Here is a 17,244-nt window from a genome sequence, read left to right as displayed (position 1 = left end):
GCCGAGACGTCACGGAAGTGACGTCTCGGCCGACGGGAGTGACGCCTCGGCGGGTCAGGCTTCGCGGACCACGTCCATGGTGCGGTCGCCGAACTTGACCTTGTCGCCGTGGACGAGCGCGGCCGGGCGGCGAGCGCCGAGGGCTCGCGCCGCACCCTTGCGGATCAGGGTGGTGCCGTTGGTGGAACCGCGGTCCATGACCACGAGGGTGCCGTCGGCGGCGACCTGGAACTGGGCGTGGGTCTTGGACAAGGACATGTCGCTCGAGGAGAGAGCCACTCGGTGGGCGACCTCCTCGCCCGGTCGCGGCTCGGGGCCGCGGCCGACGATGGCGAGGCCCTCGACCACGAAGCTCTGACCGGTGTCGAAGGTGACCCGCCAGCGAGCCGTCACCGCGGGCTGCGGAGCGGGTGCCGGCGGCGGAGGCGGGCTGGCCTGCACCGCGGCCGGGACCGGCGGCGGAGGAGGTGCGGGTGTGGGTGCCGGGGGTGCGGGCGGCGTGGGCGTCGGCGGCACTGGAGCCGACGCCTGACGGGCGACCGGGGCCGGGACCTGGGTCGGGGCGGCCTGAGCCTCGGCCACGGCTCGGGCCGCAGCCTGCGCTGCCGCAGCCTGGTCCGCGGCGGCTTGGTCCGCGGGGCTCTGGGTCGGGGCCGCCGGGGTCTGCGGCCGCTCGGCCGGCTCCGGAGCCGCCTCGGCCTGCTTCAGACGCATCGTCGTGAGGTTGACGATGCGACGCGGTGCCGGAGCCTCTTCCTCGGTCTCGACGACGGCCGGAGGACGTACGTCGACCACGACCGAGCCCGCACGACGATCGTGCCAGCTCTGGCGACGACCGCGCTCGTCCATCGCGGCGACCCAGGCGAAGGTGGCCGTGCCGATGCCGAGCGTCGGGATGGTGCAGAGACCGAGCAGAGCCTGGCGTACGAACGCCTTGCCGACGCCGATCGGGCGGCCCGCGGTCCCGGAGTCATCGCTGACCACGCGGAGGCCGAGGGCCACCTTCCCGGGCGTCTTGCCTCCGGAACCGGTGAGTACGGTGCCGACCATCCAGACCACCAGCACCACGCCGGTGATCAGCGCGACCCCGGGCAGCGTGTCTCCGTTGCGGAGGAAGATCAGCCAGGCGACGAACCCCGCTGCGGCGAAGATCGTCCACGCGATCACCCGGTCGATGGCGAAGGCGTAGAACCGGCGATCCGGCTCCGCGATCGCGGCCTCGACCGACGGGGCCTGGAGGCCGGCAACGCTCATCCCAGCGCCCCCGTGAGCGAGAGCCCCTCTCTCACGGGTTGGTCACCCGGATCGTGAGGCTGTCGCCGAGGTCGATGACGGCGCCGGGCATCAGCTGGACAGGTACGCCGGGGCGCAGATCCTCCGGGCCGAGCCCGGGCTGGACCAGCACGGTGCCGTTGGTCGAGCCGAGGTCGGTGACCACCGCTGCGCCGTGGTCGACCCCGGCACCCGGACGGATCTCGCAGTGCGTCGAGGAGATCTCCTGGTGCGGGCTCGGCACGGTCACGAGCATCGGCTGCTCGGTGGGCGTGAACCGGCTCGCCTCGGGGGCCCTACCGACGAGGACGACGCGGTCCACCTCGACACGGTCGCCGCTGGAGAACTCCAGTCGCGCGACCGGGTAGGCGGTCACCTTCGGGGCCTCGGGCTGGCCGGGGATCCCGGCGAGCCCGGCGTTGAGGTCCTCACCGACGCCGATGCGGGTCAGACCGTCGTGGTCGTCCTCATCGGGGTTGGGCTCCTCCCAGACCGGCTCGTCGTGGGTCTGCGGAACCGGGGCCACGGGCGGGGCCGGCGGCGCCGGCGGGGCCGGGAACGCAGGCGGGGCCGGCGGCGCGGGAGGAATCTCGGTCCCTGGCGGGCCGACCGGCGGAGCCACCGGCGGACCGTCCGCAACTGGCGCGTCGATCGGCGCGGACTCGACCAGACCCTCGGCCGACGCCTCGGCGAAGGGGGCGGGCGGCGCGTCGACCGGCGGCGGAGGAGGCGTCGTCGGCGGCGGCGGGGGCGGCACCGACGGCGGCCCGAAGGCGGGCGCCGGAGCGGACTCGGGCTCGTCGTAGGACTCCGGCTCGTCGTACGACTCGGGCTCGTCATAGGCCTGCTCGTCGACGACCTGGAGGACCTCGGTCTCGGCGTCGGAGACAGCCTCCTCATCGTCCGCGGGCTCCGGGGAGACCGCGCACGGCCCGAAGGACGACGCCACCGCAGCGGCGTGCTCGTCGCTGGCGTAGTCGTCCTCGTAGCCGGCGGAGACGGACTCAGGGTGGTCCTGGTCGGTCTCGTCGTCGGCGCCGTCGGCGTCCTGCGACGCGGTCGGCATCTCGAACGCCTCGGTCGGTTCGGTCAGATCGTCGTGACGAGGCGCCGGCGCCTCGCCGGACTCCTCACCGCGGTTGACCGAGATCGGCTCGTCCGAGTCGGAGTCCGAATCGAAGTCGGCGTCCGGTTCAGGGCTGGAGTCGGCATCGTCCTCGAGACCCGGGAGGCCACCCGAGACCGCGATCGGTGGCACGACCGACAGCGAAGGCGGAGCCGCGACCGGCTCGTCCTCGTCGTGGCTCTGCTCCTCGACCGCGTCCGCGTAGTCGTCCTCGGGCAGCGGGTCGGTGAGCGGGTCGCCCGGCGTCGGCTCGTCGACGCTGTCGTCCACGCCCTCCTCGACCGCCACCGGGGCGCCTACGAAACCGGCGCGGCTCTCCGGCGAGTCGTCGTGAGCGGACTCCGGCACCGGCGGCGGAACCTCGAGGCCCGAGACCCGCAGCAGGCCACCGAGCGCCGTCATCGGCTCACCGGTCGCACCCTCCTCGCCGAGCGAGACGGACATCCGGGTGACACCCTCGAGGGTGCGCTCGACCCACGTCTTCGAAGACGAGCCGTCGACCTCGACGGTGCCCTCGGCAGAGTCGAACGAGACCACCGACGGGCCGCGCACGACCGTCCGTACGCTGCCACCGTCAGGCGTCACGTCCCCTGAGATGAGGACGAAGCCCGGCAACGAGCTCAGCCCGGTCGCGACGAGCGCGTCGAGCACCTCGTCGAACCCGGCGCCGTCGTCGACGAGCGCCCACAGCGCCCCCGCACGGCTCTTCTCCGAAGGCGGGAGCAGCACCGTGGCGCTCTCGCCGATGATGCCGAACCACGTGCCCGGCATGTAGGACGTGCTTGCGATGATCCCTTGCTCACTCATGCCGCCACCTTCGTGGCGCAAGCGCCAGAATACGAACCTGGCCGCATGAGGTCTGCTGTCGCTCGCTCATGGCAGCACTCCTAGCTTCTGCTCCATACTCACCCTTTGTTGCTCCGAGTCATACGGGTTCTCCTCGGTCAATCCCATCACATCGACCACGATCGCGGTGGCGTTGTCCCTGCCACCCGCTGCGACCGCGGCGGCGACGAGCTTCTCGGCCGTGTCGCGGGCGTCGGTGTCCTGCGCCGCGAGGATGTCGGCGATCTCACCATCCGAGATCATTCCGCTCACTCCGTCCGAGCACAGCATCAGCCGGGCGCCCACGGGCAGCGTCACCTGGAAGATGTCGGGGACCGCGGGGGCCATCCCGCCCAGCGCCCTGGTCACCACGTTGCGCTCCGGATGGTGCTCGGCCTGCTCAGCCGTGATCTGGCCGGCGTCGACCAGCTCCTGGACCAGACTGTGGTCGCGGCTGAGCTGGCTCAACGTACCGTCGAAGAACCGGTAGATGCGCGAGTCGCCGACGTTGAGCAGGATCCACAGCGGACTGTTGCCGCCGTCGGCGATCAGAGCCGCGGCGCAGGTCGTGCCGGACTGGTAGTCGGAGGCCCCGCGCGAGCGCTGCTCGAGCGCGAAGGCCACGATCCGATCCTGCGCCGCTTGGAGCGCCTCGACCATCGCCTGGCTGCCGGACTCGGACACGTAATGGGTCCCGCCGAGCTTGGCGAACTCCTGGATGACCATCTCGCTGGCGATGTCACCACCGTCGTGGCCGCCCATGCCGTCGGCTACGACGAAGACCGGGGGCTCTGCCACATGGGAGTCCTCGTTGACCTTCCGCACCTGGCCGACATCGGTCGCGGCCCCGTGCGCGATCACTACTTTCCTGGACATCTCGCCCCCTAGGCCTGCCGGGATAGCGTGATGCTGATGGACACAGGCTTTCGCTCGCTCGCAGACCAGTTGCGCTCTTGGCCCACAGAGCGCATCTCACGCCTGCTTCTTGCTCGTCCTGATCTCGCCACGCCGTCCCCTCATGACTCTGGCCAACTCGCCGCCCGAGCAGCCACCCGCACATCCTTGCACTCTGCGCTGGATGACCTTAGCCATCTCCAGCTGATCGTGCTTGATGCCGTTGTCCTCGCGAATCAAACCACCAAAGCCCACTTATCTTCCATGGTGAATGCGGAAGTAGGCGCCACGACACGAGCACTTTCTCATCTGGAGGACATGTGCTTGGTGTGGCACTCCCTCAGCGGCCTTCGGGCGGTGACTGGAGTCGCGGCCGTGCTGCAGGGTTCACCAGGTCTCTCCGGGCTGCAGCCGTTCACCGTCGATCTCGGGTCTGACCAGGAAGAAGTCGTACGCCGCGTGGCCGCTGTCTCTGCCGAAGCCCGCGCGATGCTGGAGGCCGTCGACGCCGGCGGCGGCCAGGCTTCATCTTCTCGCGCGCGCCCGCGCGTATCGGTGGCCGACGCGGCCGGACCGGCGGAGGAGCTGATCGCTCACGGCCTGCTGGTCTCCTCGGGCGACGGGATGCTGACCCTGCCCGGCGAGGTCGGCATCGCGCTGCGCGGCGGGCGGACGACGCTCGCCCCTGTGGACATCCCACCGCCGCTGCCGACCTCCTCGCGGCAGTCGGCGCTGGTCGACCGGGCTGCCGCGGGCGCCGCCTTCGAGCTCGTACGCAACCTCGAGCTGCTCCTCGACGCCTGGGGCGCCGCGCCTCCCCGGTCGCTGCGCGGCGGGACGGGGCTGACGGTGCGGGACCTGAGAGCCACCGCCGAGCGGCTCCACGTCACCGAGCCCACCGCGGCCCTGCTGATCGAGGTCGGCTGGGCCTCGGGGCTGCTCGCGCTCGGCACCGACGAGGAGGGCGATCCGTCCTGGATGCCGACCGAGCTCTACGACCAGTGGCTCCGGCAGCCGCTGGCCGCTCGCTGGGCACACGCGGCCGGCGCCTGGCTGGCATCACCGCGGCTTCCCGGGCTCGTCGGCCAGCGCGACCCGGCCGGGAAGACCTGGAACGCGCTGGCACCCGACATGGCCGGCGCGTCGGCGGTGGAGACGCGACGGCTGGCCCTGCGCCTCCTGGCCGAGCTCCCGGACGACGAGGTGCTCGCCGCCGGCACCGGTCCGGCCGCGGTCGTGGCGAGGACGGCCTGGGAGCGGCCGCGCCGCCCACGCACCCGCACCGAATCGCGCGAGTCTCTGGTCGCCTGGACGCTCACCGAGGCCGAGACACTCGGGCTGGCTGCGTTCGGCGGGCTGGCTGCGTACGGTCGACTGCTGGTGGCCGGCGACGACCCGGTCCCGACCTTGGCCGGCATGCTGCCGGAGCCGGTCGACCATGTCCTGCTCCAAGGCGACCTGACCGCGGTCGCGCCCGGGCCGCTCGAACCTGCACTGGCGCGCACACTGGCCGTGGTGGCGACGGTGGAGTCGCACGGCGGGGCGATGGTCTACCGGTTCACCAAGGAGTCCGTACGCACGGCGATGGACCGTGGCTGGACCGCTGCCGAGATCCACGCCTTCCTCGCCGCTGCCTCCCGCACTCCCGTGCCGCAGGCGCTCTCCTACCTGGTCGACGACACGGCGCGCACCTTCGGGACGGTCCGTGTCGGGTTCGCCGCCGCCTACCTGCGCAGCGACGACGAGGCCGCGCTGGCCGAGCTGCTGGCCCATCCGGCGGCCGAGTCCTTGGGGCTGCGGCGGCTGGCGCCGACCGTGGTGGTCAGCACCGTCGCGCTCGACTCGCTCCTCCCCCGGCTTCGCGAGCTCGGCCTGGCGCCGGTCGTCGAGGCGCCGGACGGGTCGGTCCACGTGGCGCGCCCCGACGCCAAGCGCGCCAAGGTGCGCACCGGCCAGCGCCCGGCAGCCGCCCAGGAGGCCCACCTCGCCGCCCGCGCGACCGCCGTGGCTACCAGGGTCAAGGCCGGCGACGAGACCGCGACCTCCCGCCCGACCTCGCCGGAACCGGCCTCGACGATGGCGATCCTCCACGAGGCCATCGACGCCGGGGAGAAGGTCGTCATCTCCTACGTCGACGGCCGCGGGGTCGCCGGGGAGGCACGCGTCGAGCCGCTGGGCCTGGACGGCGGCTCCCTCGCAGCCCGCGTCGAGGACGACGTACGCTCCTTCGCGCTGTCCCGGATCAGGAGCGTGCGCCCGACGTCGCCGTAGGCTGGTGCGGTGAACGACGGCCCCCTGATCGTCCAGTCGGACAAGACGCTGCTGCTCGAGGTCGACCATGCCCGAGCAGGTGAGTGCCGCAAGGCGATCGCGCCGTTCGCCGAGCTGGAGCGATCGCCGGAGCACATCCACACCTACCGCCTCACCCCGCTGGGACTGTGGAACGCGCGCGCCGCCGGCCACGACGCCGAGCAGGTCGTGGACACGCTGCTGGAGTTCTCCCGCTACCCCGTCCCGCACTCTCTCCTGGTCGACGTCGCCGAGACGATGGCCCGCTACGGCCGGCTACGACTGGAGAAGAACCCGGTCAACGGCCTGGTGCTGGCCTCCTCCGACCGGGCGGTTCTCGAGGAGGTCCTCCGGGCGAAGAAGATCTCCGGGATGCTCGGAGCCCGGGTCGACGAGGACACCGTCGTCGTCCACCCCTCCGAGCGCGGCAACCTCAAGCAGGCGCTGCTCAAGCTCGGCTGGCCTGCCGAGGACTACGCGGGCTACGTCGACGGCGAGGCTCACGCCATCGCTCTGGACACCTCCGACTGGACGCTCCGGCCCTACCAGTCGGAGGCGGCCGAGTCCTTCTGGCACGGCGGCTCCGGGGTCGTCGTACTCCCCTGCGGTGCCGGCAAGACGCTCGTCGGCGCTGCCGCCATGGCCCATGCTCAGGCGACCACGCTGATCCTCGTCACCAACACCGTCTCCGCGCGCCAGTGGAAGGACGAGCTCGTACGCCGCACCTCGCTGACCCCGGACGAGATCGGCGAATACTCCGGGTCGGTCAAGGAGATCCGACCGGTCACGATCGCCACCTACCAGGTGCTGACCACGCGGCGGAAGGGCGCCTACCCGCACCTGGAGCTGCTCGACGCCCGCGACTGGGGGCTGGTCGTCTACGACGAGGTCCACCTCCTTCCCGCCCCGATCTTCCGGATGACCGCCGACCTGCAGGCGCGCCGCCGGCTCGGCCTGACCGCCACGCTGGTGCGCGAGGACGGTCGCGAGGGTGACGTCTTCTCGCTGATCGGCCCCAAGCGCTACGACGCCCCGTGGAAGGACATCGAGGCACAGGGCTGGATCGCGCCGGCGGACTGCGTCGAGGTGCGGGTGACCCTGCCTGCCGACGAGCGGCTCGTCTACGCCACGGCCGAGCCCGACGAGCGCTACCGGATCGCCTCGTGCACGCATCACAAGATCGACGTGGTCAAGGAGATCGTCGCCTCCCACGCGGGCAAGCCGACGCTCGTGATCGGGCAGTACCTCGAGCAGCTCGACGAGATCGCCGCCTCACTCGGCGCCCCGGTGATCGAGGGCAAGACCTCGATCAAGGAACGGCAGCGGCTCTTCCAAGCCTTCCGCTCCGGCGAGATCGACCTACTGGTCGTCTCGAAGGTCGCCAACTTCTCCATCGACCTGCCCTCGGCCGAGGTCGCGATCCAGGTCTCCGGGGCCTATGGCTCCCGCCAGGAGGAGGCTCAGCGGCTCGGCCGGCTGCTGCGCCCCGGCGACGGCAACAAGACCGCCCACTTCTACACGATCGTCTCCCGCGACACCATCGACGCCGACTTCGCCCAGAACCGCCAGCGCTTCCTGGCCGAGCAGGGCTACGCGTACCGGATCGTCGACGCCGGCTCTCTCGGCGACCTCACCTCCTGAGCACAGCCCGCCTCACCTGCCGGCGCACAGTCGGCGGCGCCGGTTGAATCGTTTCTGTCTGCCCGGGCCGACCAACGCGGCCGGAAGCAGCCAAACTCATTGCAGTGTGATGTGACGCACGCCATACTGCTTGAACCGTTTCAATTTACTCGCCCCCAGGAGTCGCTGTGCGCCGACGAATCGCCGGGTCGATAACGACCTGTCTCGCCGTCATCCTCATCCCAACCGTGCCACCGCCGATGGCCGGGGCAGCGCAGCCGCTCGCGCAGGAGACCGCCGGCTCACGCCCTGTGGTCGACGAGCTGCGCACCAATGCGCTGATCGATCCGCTCGGCATCCCGACGACCGCCCCGAAGCTCGGGTGGCAGCTCGACGCCGACCGTCGCGGCGTGACGCAGAAGGCCTACCAGATCCGGGTCGCCTCCACGGAGGAGAAGCTCGCCTCGCCCGACGTGTGGGAGAGCGCGAAGGTGAAGTCCGACCAGTCGGTCGACGTCACGTACGCCGGGCCGGCGCTGAAGCCTCGTACGGACTACGTCTGGTCCGTACGGGTCTGGGACGACAAGGGCGCCCCGTCCGCCTGGAGCAAGCCGGCGACGTTCGCCACCGGACTCGGCGACCAGGCCTGGACGGCTGACTGGATCGGCCCGGAGACGCCCGAGCTGGGCGCGGAGTGGACCGACTACACGATCGAGTTCACCGCCTCCGACATCACCGGTGCCATCGGTGTCTACTTCCGTGCCCGGGACACGGAGAACGCCTACATGTGGCAGCTCAGCGAGACCGACGACGCGCTCCGGCCACACGTGAAGCGCAACGGCGGTTACTCGGTGCTCTCCTCGAAGCCGGTCCCTGCCGGCTTCGACTTCGCCGCCGAGCACGACTACGCGATCAACGTCGTGGGCGACACGATCACCACCACGATCGACGGCCAGCAGCTCGACCGGCGCACCGACGCCAGCTTCTCGACGCCCGGCGTCCTGGGTTTCCGCGCACACGGCGCAGAGTCCGGCGTGGTCCAGGACGTGACCGTCACCAGCGCTGACGGCACGGTCCTCGTGGACACCGACTTCCCGGCCGACGACCACACCTTCACCGCAGGCACCGTCACCGCCGACGGGCTCCGTGTCGACGGCTCCGGCGGCGAGGCCTGGCTGAGGCGCGACGAAGCGCTGCCCCTGCTGCGCAAGGAGGCCGACCTGGGCGAGAAGAAGATCACCCGCGCTCGCATCTACGCCTCCGCCCGCGGTGTCTACGAGCTGCGCCTCAACGGCGAGCGGGTCGGCGACGCCGAGCTCGCGCCCGGCTGGACGGCGTACGACAAGCGCATCGACTACCAGACCTACGACGTGACCGACCAGGTCACCTCGGGCGAGAACGTGCTCGGGGCCGAGATCGCCCCGGGCTGGTACACCGGCAAGGTCGCGATGTTCGGTACCGACATCTACGGCACCGACAACTCCCTGATCGCCGAGCTCGTCGTCGACTACGCCGACGGCACCAGCGAGGTCATCCGCACCGACGACACCTGGCGTACGACCGGCGGGCCGACCCGCGAGTCCGACATGCTCGACGGCGAGTGGTTCGACGCCCGGCGCGCAGCCGCGGTCGACGGCTGGGACGAGGCCGGATACGACGACGAGGACTGGACCGCCACCGCGGTGCGGGACGAGCCGACCGACGTGCTCGAGCCACAGACGACCGTCGACGTACGCGTCACCGAAGAGCTCGAGACCGCCGAGCGGATCGAGTCACCGACCGACGGCGTCTACCTCTACGACCTCGGCCAGAACATGGTCGGGCACGTCCGGATCAAGATGCAGGGCAAGAAGGGCCAGACGGCCAAGATCCGTCACGGCGAGGTGCTCAACCCGGACGGCACTCTCTACACCGCCAACCTGCGCTCCGCGAAGGCGACCGACACCTACACCTTCGGCTCCGACGACCCGGAGACGTTCGAACCGTCCTTCACCTTCCACGGCTTCCGCTACATCGAGGTCTCGGGCGTGTCGGAGGCACCGGACGCCGACGACATCGTGGGCGTCGTGGTGGGCACCGACGGCGACCTGACCAGCGAGCTGGACACCAGCTCCGACATGGTCGACCAGCTGCAGAGCAACATCGTCTGGGGCATGCGCGGCAACTTCCTCTCCATCCCGACCGACACCCCGGCGCGCGACGAGCGGATGGGCTGGACCGGCGACATCAACGTGTTCGCCCGGACTGCTGTCTACAACATGGACTCCGAGTCGTTCCTGACCAAGTGGCTGCAGGACCTTCGCGACACCCAGCGCCCGAACGGCTCGCTGCCCGGCGTCGCCCCGATCGTCCCGGGTCGCTTCGACGGCGGCTACGAGTCGGCCGGTTGGATGGACGCCGGCGTGCACGTTCCCTGGACCCTGTGGCAGGCGTACGGCGACACCGACGTCATCACGGAGAACTACGACATGATGAAGCGGTACGTCGACTTCCTCGACGCCGACTCCACCGGCCACATCCGGTCCGCCGGCGGCTACCTCGACTGGCTCAACCTCGACGACCCGACGCCCGCGGACGTCCTGGACACGGCGTTCGTCGCGAAGAGCACGCGTGAGTTCGCGCAGATGGCGAAGGCCATCGGCCGGGACGGCGACGCCGCGGCCTACCAGGCTCGCTACGAAGCCGTCCGGACGGCCTATCAGAAGGCCTTCATCGGCGCGGACGGGTCGGTCAAGGGCGACAGTCAGACCGCGTACATCCTCACCCTGACCAACGACCTCGAGCCCGAGGACCGCCGCGACGCGGTCTATGAGCAGTTCGTGCAGACGCTCGAACGACGTGACTACCACCTCTCCACCGGCTTCCTCGGTGTCGACGGACTGCTGCCGGCGCTGACCAAGGCCGGGCGGACCGACATCGCCTACAAGCTGTTGCAGCACGAGGACTACCCGTCGTGGGGGTACGAGATCGGCAAGGGCGCGACCACGATCTGGGAGCGCTGGAACTCGATCAACCCGGACGGCAGCTTCAACGACGTGGGCATGAACTCCTTCAACCACTACGCCTACGGCGCGGTCGGTGAGTGGATGTACCGCACCATGGCCGGGGTCTCGGAGGCCGCTCCGGGCTACCGCAAGGTGAGGATCGCGCCCGAGCCGGGCGAGGGCATCGACCACGTCGACTACAGCCTCGAGACTCCGTACGGCACGGTGAGCAGTGCTTGGACCACCGACGACGGCCCGATGACCCTGGACGTCACCGTTCCCGCGAACACGACCGCTGAGGTGCGGATCCCGGCTGCCAACCGGTGGGCTGTGACCGAGGGCGGCTCGCCGATCGAGGACTCCAAGCACGTCGAGTTCGTGCGGTACGACGAGGACTCGGTCGTCCTGGAGGTCGGCTCCGGCAGCTACAGCTTCGCGGTCGCACCGACGCTCGGTGACCTCGGTGCCGCCCGGGCCGAGGCCGCCGCGACAGCTGAGGACGTCTCCGCGCTGTCCCTGAAGGGCGCCGGGGGCAAAGCGGCCAAGCACGACCTCGCGGATCGGACCTCGACGCTGCGCGACCAGGTCGACGCGGCTTGGGACCTCGACGCCGGCGCGCAGGACGTCGCCGAGGCGGTCCATCTCGGACTCGCCGCGGCCGCGAGCCTGAAAGCGTCGATCCGGATGTATGCCGACAACGGTGTGCTCACCGAGGCCACCGCGGCTGACCTGCGTGATCGGCTGACGGTGGTCGAGAAGAGCCTCTCGCGTGCGTCTGCGCGGTTGGTCGGCGCGGTCACCACCTTGCAGATCCCGGCCGAGGAAGTGCTCCCTGGCGACGTCGTCGAGATGTCGGTGCGCGTCGACAACACCGGCAAGCAGCCGCTGAGCGACGTGGCCTCATCCCTCGACGTACCGGACGGCTGGACGGCGAAGCCGGTCGGCACACCCGCCGACGAGGTGCCTGCCGAGGAGCAGGTCGAGCACGTCTTCGAGGTCAAGGTGCCCGATGACGCCGAGAGCGGGCCCGTGGACCTGACGGGCGAGGTGTCCTACACCCGTTCCGGCGGGACCGCCGTGCTTCCGGTCGGAGGCACCCTGATGGTCGGGTCCGCGGTGGAGATCACCGAGACCTCGAGCGCCCCGGCGTCGGTCGACGGCGGCCAGACGGCAACCGTCACCGCCGTGCTGCACAACCGCAGCGGCTTCACCCAGCGCGGCGAGGTGTCGCTGACCGGCCCCACCGGCTGGACGGCGGAGCCGGTCGGCTACGAGATCTCGGCAGGACAGGACGCCGAGGTCGCCATCGAGGTCGTCGTGCCGCAGAGCGTCGTGGCCGGACCCACGGCGCTGACCGTCGCGACCGGACCTACGCCCATGGAGCAGGCGACCGCCACCGTGACCGTCGGGCTCGCGACGCCGCCGGCCGAATCGACCGACCACGTCGACCTGGGTGACGCGAGCTCGGAGACCGCTCACGGGCTGACCGCCTCCGAGCGGTCAGGGTCGAGCCAGGAGGCGGGGCTGACCCGCCGCTACACGCACTCCTCCTACCCCGGGGGATGGTTCGAGTTCGACGCCGAGGTGCCTACGGACCGATCGTTCGTGGTCCGCATCGTCGAGACGTTCGACGGCGCGAGGCGCAAGACCTACGACGTCACCTTGGACGGTCAGGTCGCCCACAGCGTCGACCTGACCCGCACCGCCGGCGGACAGGGCACGATGACCCATCAGTTCCTGATGGAGCCCTCGGACCTGACCGCCGACGGCTCGGCGCGGATCCGGTTCCAGGACACAGGCGGCGACTACGACCCTTCGGTCGCCGACGTGTGGGTGGTGCCGACGCGATGAGCCCCGGCCGTCCAGGCACGGCCTGACCGAGCACCCCTCCGGCTCCGAGCATCTCAGCCCAGCGCTGAGACTCGGAGCCGGTGGGGTGGTGGACAGTTCTGCACCCACTGGTCCCGGCACTCCTGGCACAGCAGGTAGGTGTGGGTGCAGCGATCGTCGGGACAGAGCACAGTGACGGCGTAGGCCGCCACCTCCCCGCAGGGCTCCACGTCGCTGTCCGGGCTGCCGCAGGTGCACTCGCACGCGGGCCGCTCGGTGAACTCCTCCTCGAGCCGGTCGATCTCCTCGTCGATGGTCGCGCTGATGGTCATGACATCTCCTCCGTCTGGATCGGATGTCGTCCTCAGCACCACCTAAGCAGAGACCACCGACAGTTCTGCCTCATGGATCTCCGTCTCGAACGCGAGATCGGACCGGGAACCGCCGACCGGGGACAGCTGCACCACGACACCGGTCGGCACGTCCAACGCGATCTCGTACGCCTCGGGGTAGACCGTCCCCGTGGGCGGCTCCCAACCCGGCTCGTCATCGCCATACTCGGCCCAGTCGGTGCCCCGGGACCACAGCAGCGGGCAACACCCGCACCGCGGTTCGTACCCAGCCTCCGGCACGGCCCTCGCCCACCAGGTCTCCCGACCCGCTCGCAGTCCCGAGCGCAGCTCACTCAGCGTCACGTCCGCCGACAGCTCCTCGGGATCGAGCATCGACACGAACCAGTAGGTGTTCCACATCGGGTCGCCGATGTCGTGGGTGCAGGCCCTCGGCCGGCTCGCCACGAGACCATCGGCGCGCAGGACCGGTTCCGGCGCGCGCTCCGTCGTCGCTACGTCGTCGATGACACGCTCCCCCGTGCCGTCACGCACCCGGAGGTGGCCGGGCCTACGCAGCCAGCATTCGATGTCACCGTACGGCTGCGTGAGCCACGTGAAGTGCAGGCTCGAGAAGCGCCACGGCGACGAGCGCGCGAGCGCACGGAAGGTGTCCTCGGTCAGCGGGACCTCAGGTCCCATCCGGCTCGTCCTCGTCCAGCCAGCGGCCGTCCCGCATCAGGTGGCGGCCATCGAGCTCGTTCGACTCACGCCAGGCCTGGACCTTCCTCGGTCGCACCCGGATCAGGCTGTCCGCCCAGGCACCCGGATCCCCGCCCTGCTTCTCGGCATAGATCTCGAGGACCTTCTTCGGCGTACGGTCCATCGGCTCGACCTCGGCACGACCGTCGATGATCACCACGTCCCGCAGCTCACCGAGCGCCAGACGCACGACCGGGGAAGCCGTCAGGTTGCGCTGCGTACGCGCCCCGCCCATGCTCGCGATCCAGATCTCGCCCTCCCACCACACGAACGAGATCGGCACCAGCCAGGGCTGGTCCTCGTGCGCCGACGCGATCCACAGGTCGACGTCGTTCTCCAGACGGGCGCGGGTGTCAGCGAGTCTCTGAGCGAGGGAACGAGGGGCAGCCATGACCGCACCCTAGCCGCCGCCTCTGCGGGACGAGCCATCATTTTCAGACGGTCTCCTGCGAGGATGAGCGCGTGGAGACCTGGGAGTTCGAGGCCGAGCTGTGGCCGTGGAAAGGCGATACCGAAGCCTGGATATTCGTGACCGCTCCGCCCGAGGTCACCGAGGACATCCGGGAGGCGTCGATCGCGATGGGGCCGCCCCGCGGCTTCGGGTCGGTGAGGGTCGAGGCGCGGATCGGGACGACCACCTGGCGGACCTCGGTCTTCCCCGGCCAGGACGGCTACGCACTGCCGATCAAGAAGGACGTACGCCGCCGGGAGGATCTCCAGATGGGCGACCGCGCTGTCGTCTCGATCTCCCTCGTCTGACTCCCATGCACGACGACGAGCTGCCGATCGATGAGCACCTGGTGCGCTCCCTGCTGGGACGGGATCTGGCGGCGTACGCCGATCTTCCCCTCCACGCGTTGGCCTCGACCGGATCGACCAACCGGCTCTTCCGCCTCGGTGAGGAATGGCTCGTACGCCTCCCCCGCCAGCCGAACGGGTCAGCCGCGATCACGCAGGAAGCACGCTGGCTTCCGGCCGTTGCGGCCGACCTCCCGGTGGCGACGCCCGAGGTGCTGACTGTCGGCGAGCCCGGCTTCGGCTACCCCGAGCACTGGAGCGTCGTGCGCTGGATCGACGGCGAGAAGCCTCGCCCGGGCGCCGGAGACGTGACCGCCGCGGATCTCGCCGAGGTCGTGGCCGGGCTGCGCCGGCCCGAGGTCCCTCCGGAGGCTCTCGCCGACCCCGAGCTGCGCTGGTATCGCGGCAAGCCGATCGCCGGCTTCGACACCGACTTCCGATCCTGGCTCCAGCAGTGTCGCGAGCTCGCCGATCTCGATCTGGACCTGGACGCGGTCGCGCGCGTCTGGAAAGAGGCGATGGCGCTGCCGTCGGTCGAGCTCGAGCCGCGCTGGGTCCATGGTGATCTGCTCGCCGAGAACCTTCTCTCTCGCGACGGCAGCCTCGTCGCCGTGCTCGACTTCGGTGCCCTCTCCGTCGGCGACCCGACCGTCGACCTGATCTGTGCCTGGGAGCTGCTCGACGGTGACGGTCGCGACGAGTTCCAGAGGACCCTTGGTCTCGACGACGACACCTGGCTTCGTGCGCGGGCGTGGGCGCTGTTCATCGCCGTGATGACCTTTCCTTACTACTGGAAGACGATGCCTGTACGTTGCGCCGATCGGCTTGTGATGGCTCGGGCTGTGGTGGGTGGCTGAGGCTCGTCCCTGGTGCTCGCTGGCCGCCTGCGTATGGGTTGGCTGGATGTGTGTCCGTTTGGTCGCGTGTCGGCTTCCAGCACGGGTGGGGCCAATACGTTGTCCGGCTTGGGAGATTTAGAAGCAGGGTGTCTGGGCTGGGTGCCATTTACCTGTCTTGCGGACTTCCAGCAGCGGTCTGGGTTGGGTTTGGGATATCTGTCCCTGATCGGGTTCTCGGTCGTTTTCATTCCAGTTTCCTGCGTGCTTCCAGGTCCATAATATGTTATGGTGGAGGTAGGCGTGAACGTGAAGGCCGACCACCTCGACAGAGGCGTGCCTCTCAGCCCCGGAGACAACGGGTGTGGGGTATTCCAGGGGATCCAGGGGCGTGAGCGCTGAGCTGCGAGGGTAAGTAATAGCCCGTTTTGGCGGGCCTCCGGACCAGCGAACCAAGCAGGGATTCTGCAATCAGCAGGAAGCCCTTTGAGTTCGTACGTCGGGAGGTGACCATCGCGATGAGCACGCTGCAGCAGCCCCAGCATCCTGTGCTGGCGGCCGTGGTCGCGATCACCGGCACCCTCGATGATGTCGCGGAGGCGAACCCCACGTTCATGGCGACCGGTCAGAAGGCTGCCGCGCTGGTTGAGATCGCCCGGGCGAAGGCCCGATTGGCGGAGCTCGAGCTGCGGGTGATGGCTGCTGCCGATGATGTGGCTGCGGACAGTGCGGCTCGTGATGTGGCTGCGTGGCTGCATCACCACACCCACCAGCGCCCCGAGGCGCTGCGCGACGACCTCCGGCTCGCGCACGCTTTGGACCGGAGCTATGGCCGGGTTGCTGCGGCGATGCGTGCCGGCGAGTGCAACCTTGTCCAGGCACAGGTGATCGTCGCAGCTCTCGACGACCTTCCCGCTGACCTCGACCCTGGTATCAAGTCCAACGCCGAGGAGGCTCTGGTTGGGTATGCGACCCAGCTCGATCCCACCCGGCTACGCCGCCTGGGACGCAGAATCCTGGATGTCATCGCCCCGGAGATCGCCGAGGCCGAAGAAGCCAAACGGCTCGCGGCCGAGGAGGCCCACGCCAGGAAGAAGACCCGGCTCACGATGCGCCGGATCGGGGACGGCACCACCCGCATCTCCGCGGTCATCCCGGACGCAGCCGCCGATCGGCTGGCCACCAACCTCGAGGCCTTCGCCTCACCCCGACGCGATGACGGCACCCGCACCGAGACCGGTGAGTACCTGCCCTATGACCGGCGCCTGGGGCGTGCGTTCTGTCAGATGCTCGAGACCCTCGACCCGGCCCGGCTTCCGATCCATGGCGGGGATGCGACCACGGTGATCGTGACCATCGACCTCGACCAGCTCCGCAAAGACGCCGGCATCGGCCAGATCCTCGGCGGCAACCCGATCACCGCCGCCGAAGCCCGACGCCTCGCGTGCTCCGCGAACATCATCCCCGCCGTACTCGGGGGCGCCTCCGAGGTCCTCGACCTCGGCCGCATCCAACGCTTCTTCACCGCAGCCCAACGCCGAGCCCTGCTACTGAGATCAGCGACGTGTGAGGCCGAAGGATGCGACATCCCCGGCAGCTGGGCCGAAGCGCATCACTGGCTCGCCTGGGCACTGGGCGGACCCACCGATCTCGACAACGCAGCCCTGCTCTGCAGTCAC

At 70.1% G+C, this 17,244-nt stretch carries 12 protein-coding genes; 6 read left to right on the top strand and 6 right to left on the bottom strand.

The features are described 5' to 3' along the window. Nucleotides 1–54: 54 nt before the first annotated feature. From H5T77_RS23275 to H5T77_RS23265, 3 genes are all read right to left on the bottom strand, one after another. Nucleotides 55–1,254: an RDD family protein gene (locus tag H5T77_RS23275; RefSeq protein ID WP_292652990.1), complete on the bottom strand. Its 1,200-nt coding sequence runs from the start codon at nt 1,252–1,254 to the stop codon at nt 55–57. Nucleotides 1,255–1,285: 31 nt separating this feature from the next. Beyond that, a complete protein-coding gene (locus H5T77_RS23270) occupies nt 1,286–3,205 on the bottom strand; it encodes an FHA domain-containing protein (RefSeq protein WP_292652989.1) in 1,920 nt (639 codons plus the stop codon). A 66-nt stretch (nt 3,206–3,271) separates the two neighbouring features. Further along, entirely contained in the window at nt 3,272–4,099 is an 828-nt protein-coding gene (locus tag H5T77_RS23265) for a PP2C family protein-serine/threonine phosphatase (protein ID WP_292652988.1), read from the bottom strand. 336 nt (nt 4,100–4,435) lie between these two features. Between H5T77_RS23265 and H5T77_RS23260 the strand changes: the two genes are divergently transcribed. The 3 genes from H5T77_RS23260 (at nt 4,436) to H5T77_RS23250 (ending at nt 12,861) form a co-directional block, all read left to right on the top strand. After that, complete coding sequence (locus H5T77_RS23260) at nt 4,436–6,388, top strand: helicase-associated domain-containing protein (RefSeq protein ID WP_292652987.1); 1,953 nt, start codon at nt 4,436–4,438, stop codon at nt 6,386–6,388. 9 nt (nt 6,389–6,397) lie between these two features. Beyond that, the gene (locus H5T77_RS23255) at nt 6,398–8,047 is read left to right on the top strand and encodes a DNA repair helicase XPB (RefSeq protein WP_292652986.1); all 1,650 of its coding nucleotides are present in this window, start codon (nt 6,398–6,400) and stop codon (nt 8,045–8,047) included. Nucleotides 8,048–8,214: 167 nt separating this feature from the next. Continuing rightward, nucleotides 8,215–12,861: a family 78 glycoside hydrolase catalytic domain gene (locus tag H5T77_RS23250; RefSeq protein WP_292652985.1), complete on the top strand. Its 4,647-nt coding sequence runs from the start codon at nt 8,215–8,217 to the stop codon at nt 12,859–12,861. Nucleotides 12,862–12,914: 53 nt separating this feature from the next. On the opposite strand, the gene H5T77_RS23245 is transcribed toward H5T77_RS23250, so the two are convergent. From H5T77_RS23245 to H5T77_RS23235, 3 genes are read right to left on the bottom strand one after another with little or no spacing between them, the layout of a single operon-like run. Next, nucleotides 12,915–13,172, bottom strand: a complete 258-nt coding sequence (locus H5T77_RS23245) for a hypothetical protein (RefSeq protein ID WP_292652984.1) — start codon at nt 13,170–13,172, stop codon at nt 12,915–12,917. Between the two features lie 42 nt (nt 13,173–13,214). Further along, nucleotides 13,215–13,871: a hypothetical protein gene (locus tag H5T77_RS23240; RefSeq protein ID WP_292652983.1), complete on the bottom strand. Its 657-nt coding sequence runs from the start codon at nt 13,869–13,871 to the stop codon at nt 13,215–13,217. Further along, nucleotides 13,861–14,322 (bottom strand): pyridoxamine 5'-phosphate oxidase family protein, encoded by a 462-nt coding sequence (locus tag H5T77_RS23235; protein ID WP_292652982.1) that lies wholly within the window; start codon nt 14,320–14,322, stop codon nt 13,861–13,863. Before H5T77_RS23235 ends, H5T77_RS23240 begins: the two co-directional genes overlap by 11 nt. Before the next feature lie 71 nt (nt 14,323–14,393). Between H5T77_RS23235 and H5T77_RS23230 the strand changes: the two genes are divergently transcribed. The 3 genes from H5T77_RS23230 to H5T77_RS23220 form a co-directional block, all read left to right on the top strand. Next, the gene (locus H5T77_RS23230; RefSeq protein WP_292652981.1) at nt 14,394–14,690 is read left to right on the top strand and encodes a DUF1905 domain-containing protein; all 297 of its coding nucleotides are present in this window, start codon (nt 14,394–14,396) and stop codon (nt 14,688–14,690) included. Between the two features lie 5 nt (nt 14,691–14,695). Further along, complete coding sequence (locus H5T77_RS23225; RefSeq protein ID WP_292652980.1) at nt 14,696–15,586, top strand: aminoglycoside phosphotransferase family protein; 891 nt, start codon at nt 14,696–14,698, stop codon at nt 15,584–15,586. 497 nt (nt 15,587–16,083) lie between these two features. Continuing rightward, the coding region (locus tag H5T77_RS23220; protein WP_292652979.1) for an HNH endonuclease signature motif containing protein at nt 16,084–17,244 on the top strand (1,161 nt) is incomplete at its 3' end.

The organism is Nocardioides sp., assembly GCF_014360585.1.
GTDB lineage: Bacteria > Actinomycetota > Actinomycetes > Propionibacteriales > Nocardioidaceae > Nocardioides.
Note: the sequence above shows the minus strand (reverse complement) of the source record. Positions and strands in the feature narration are given on the sequence as shown.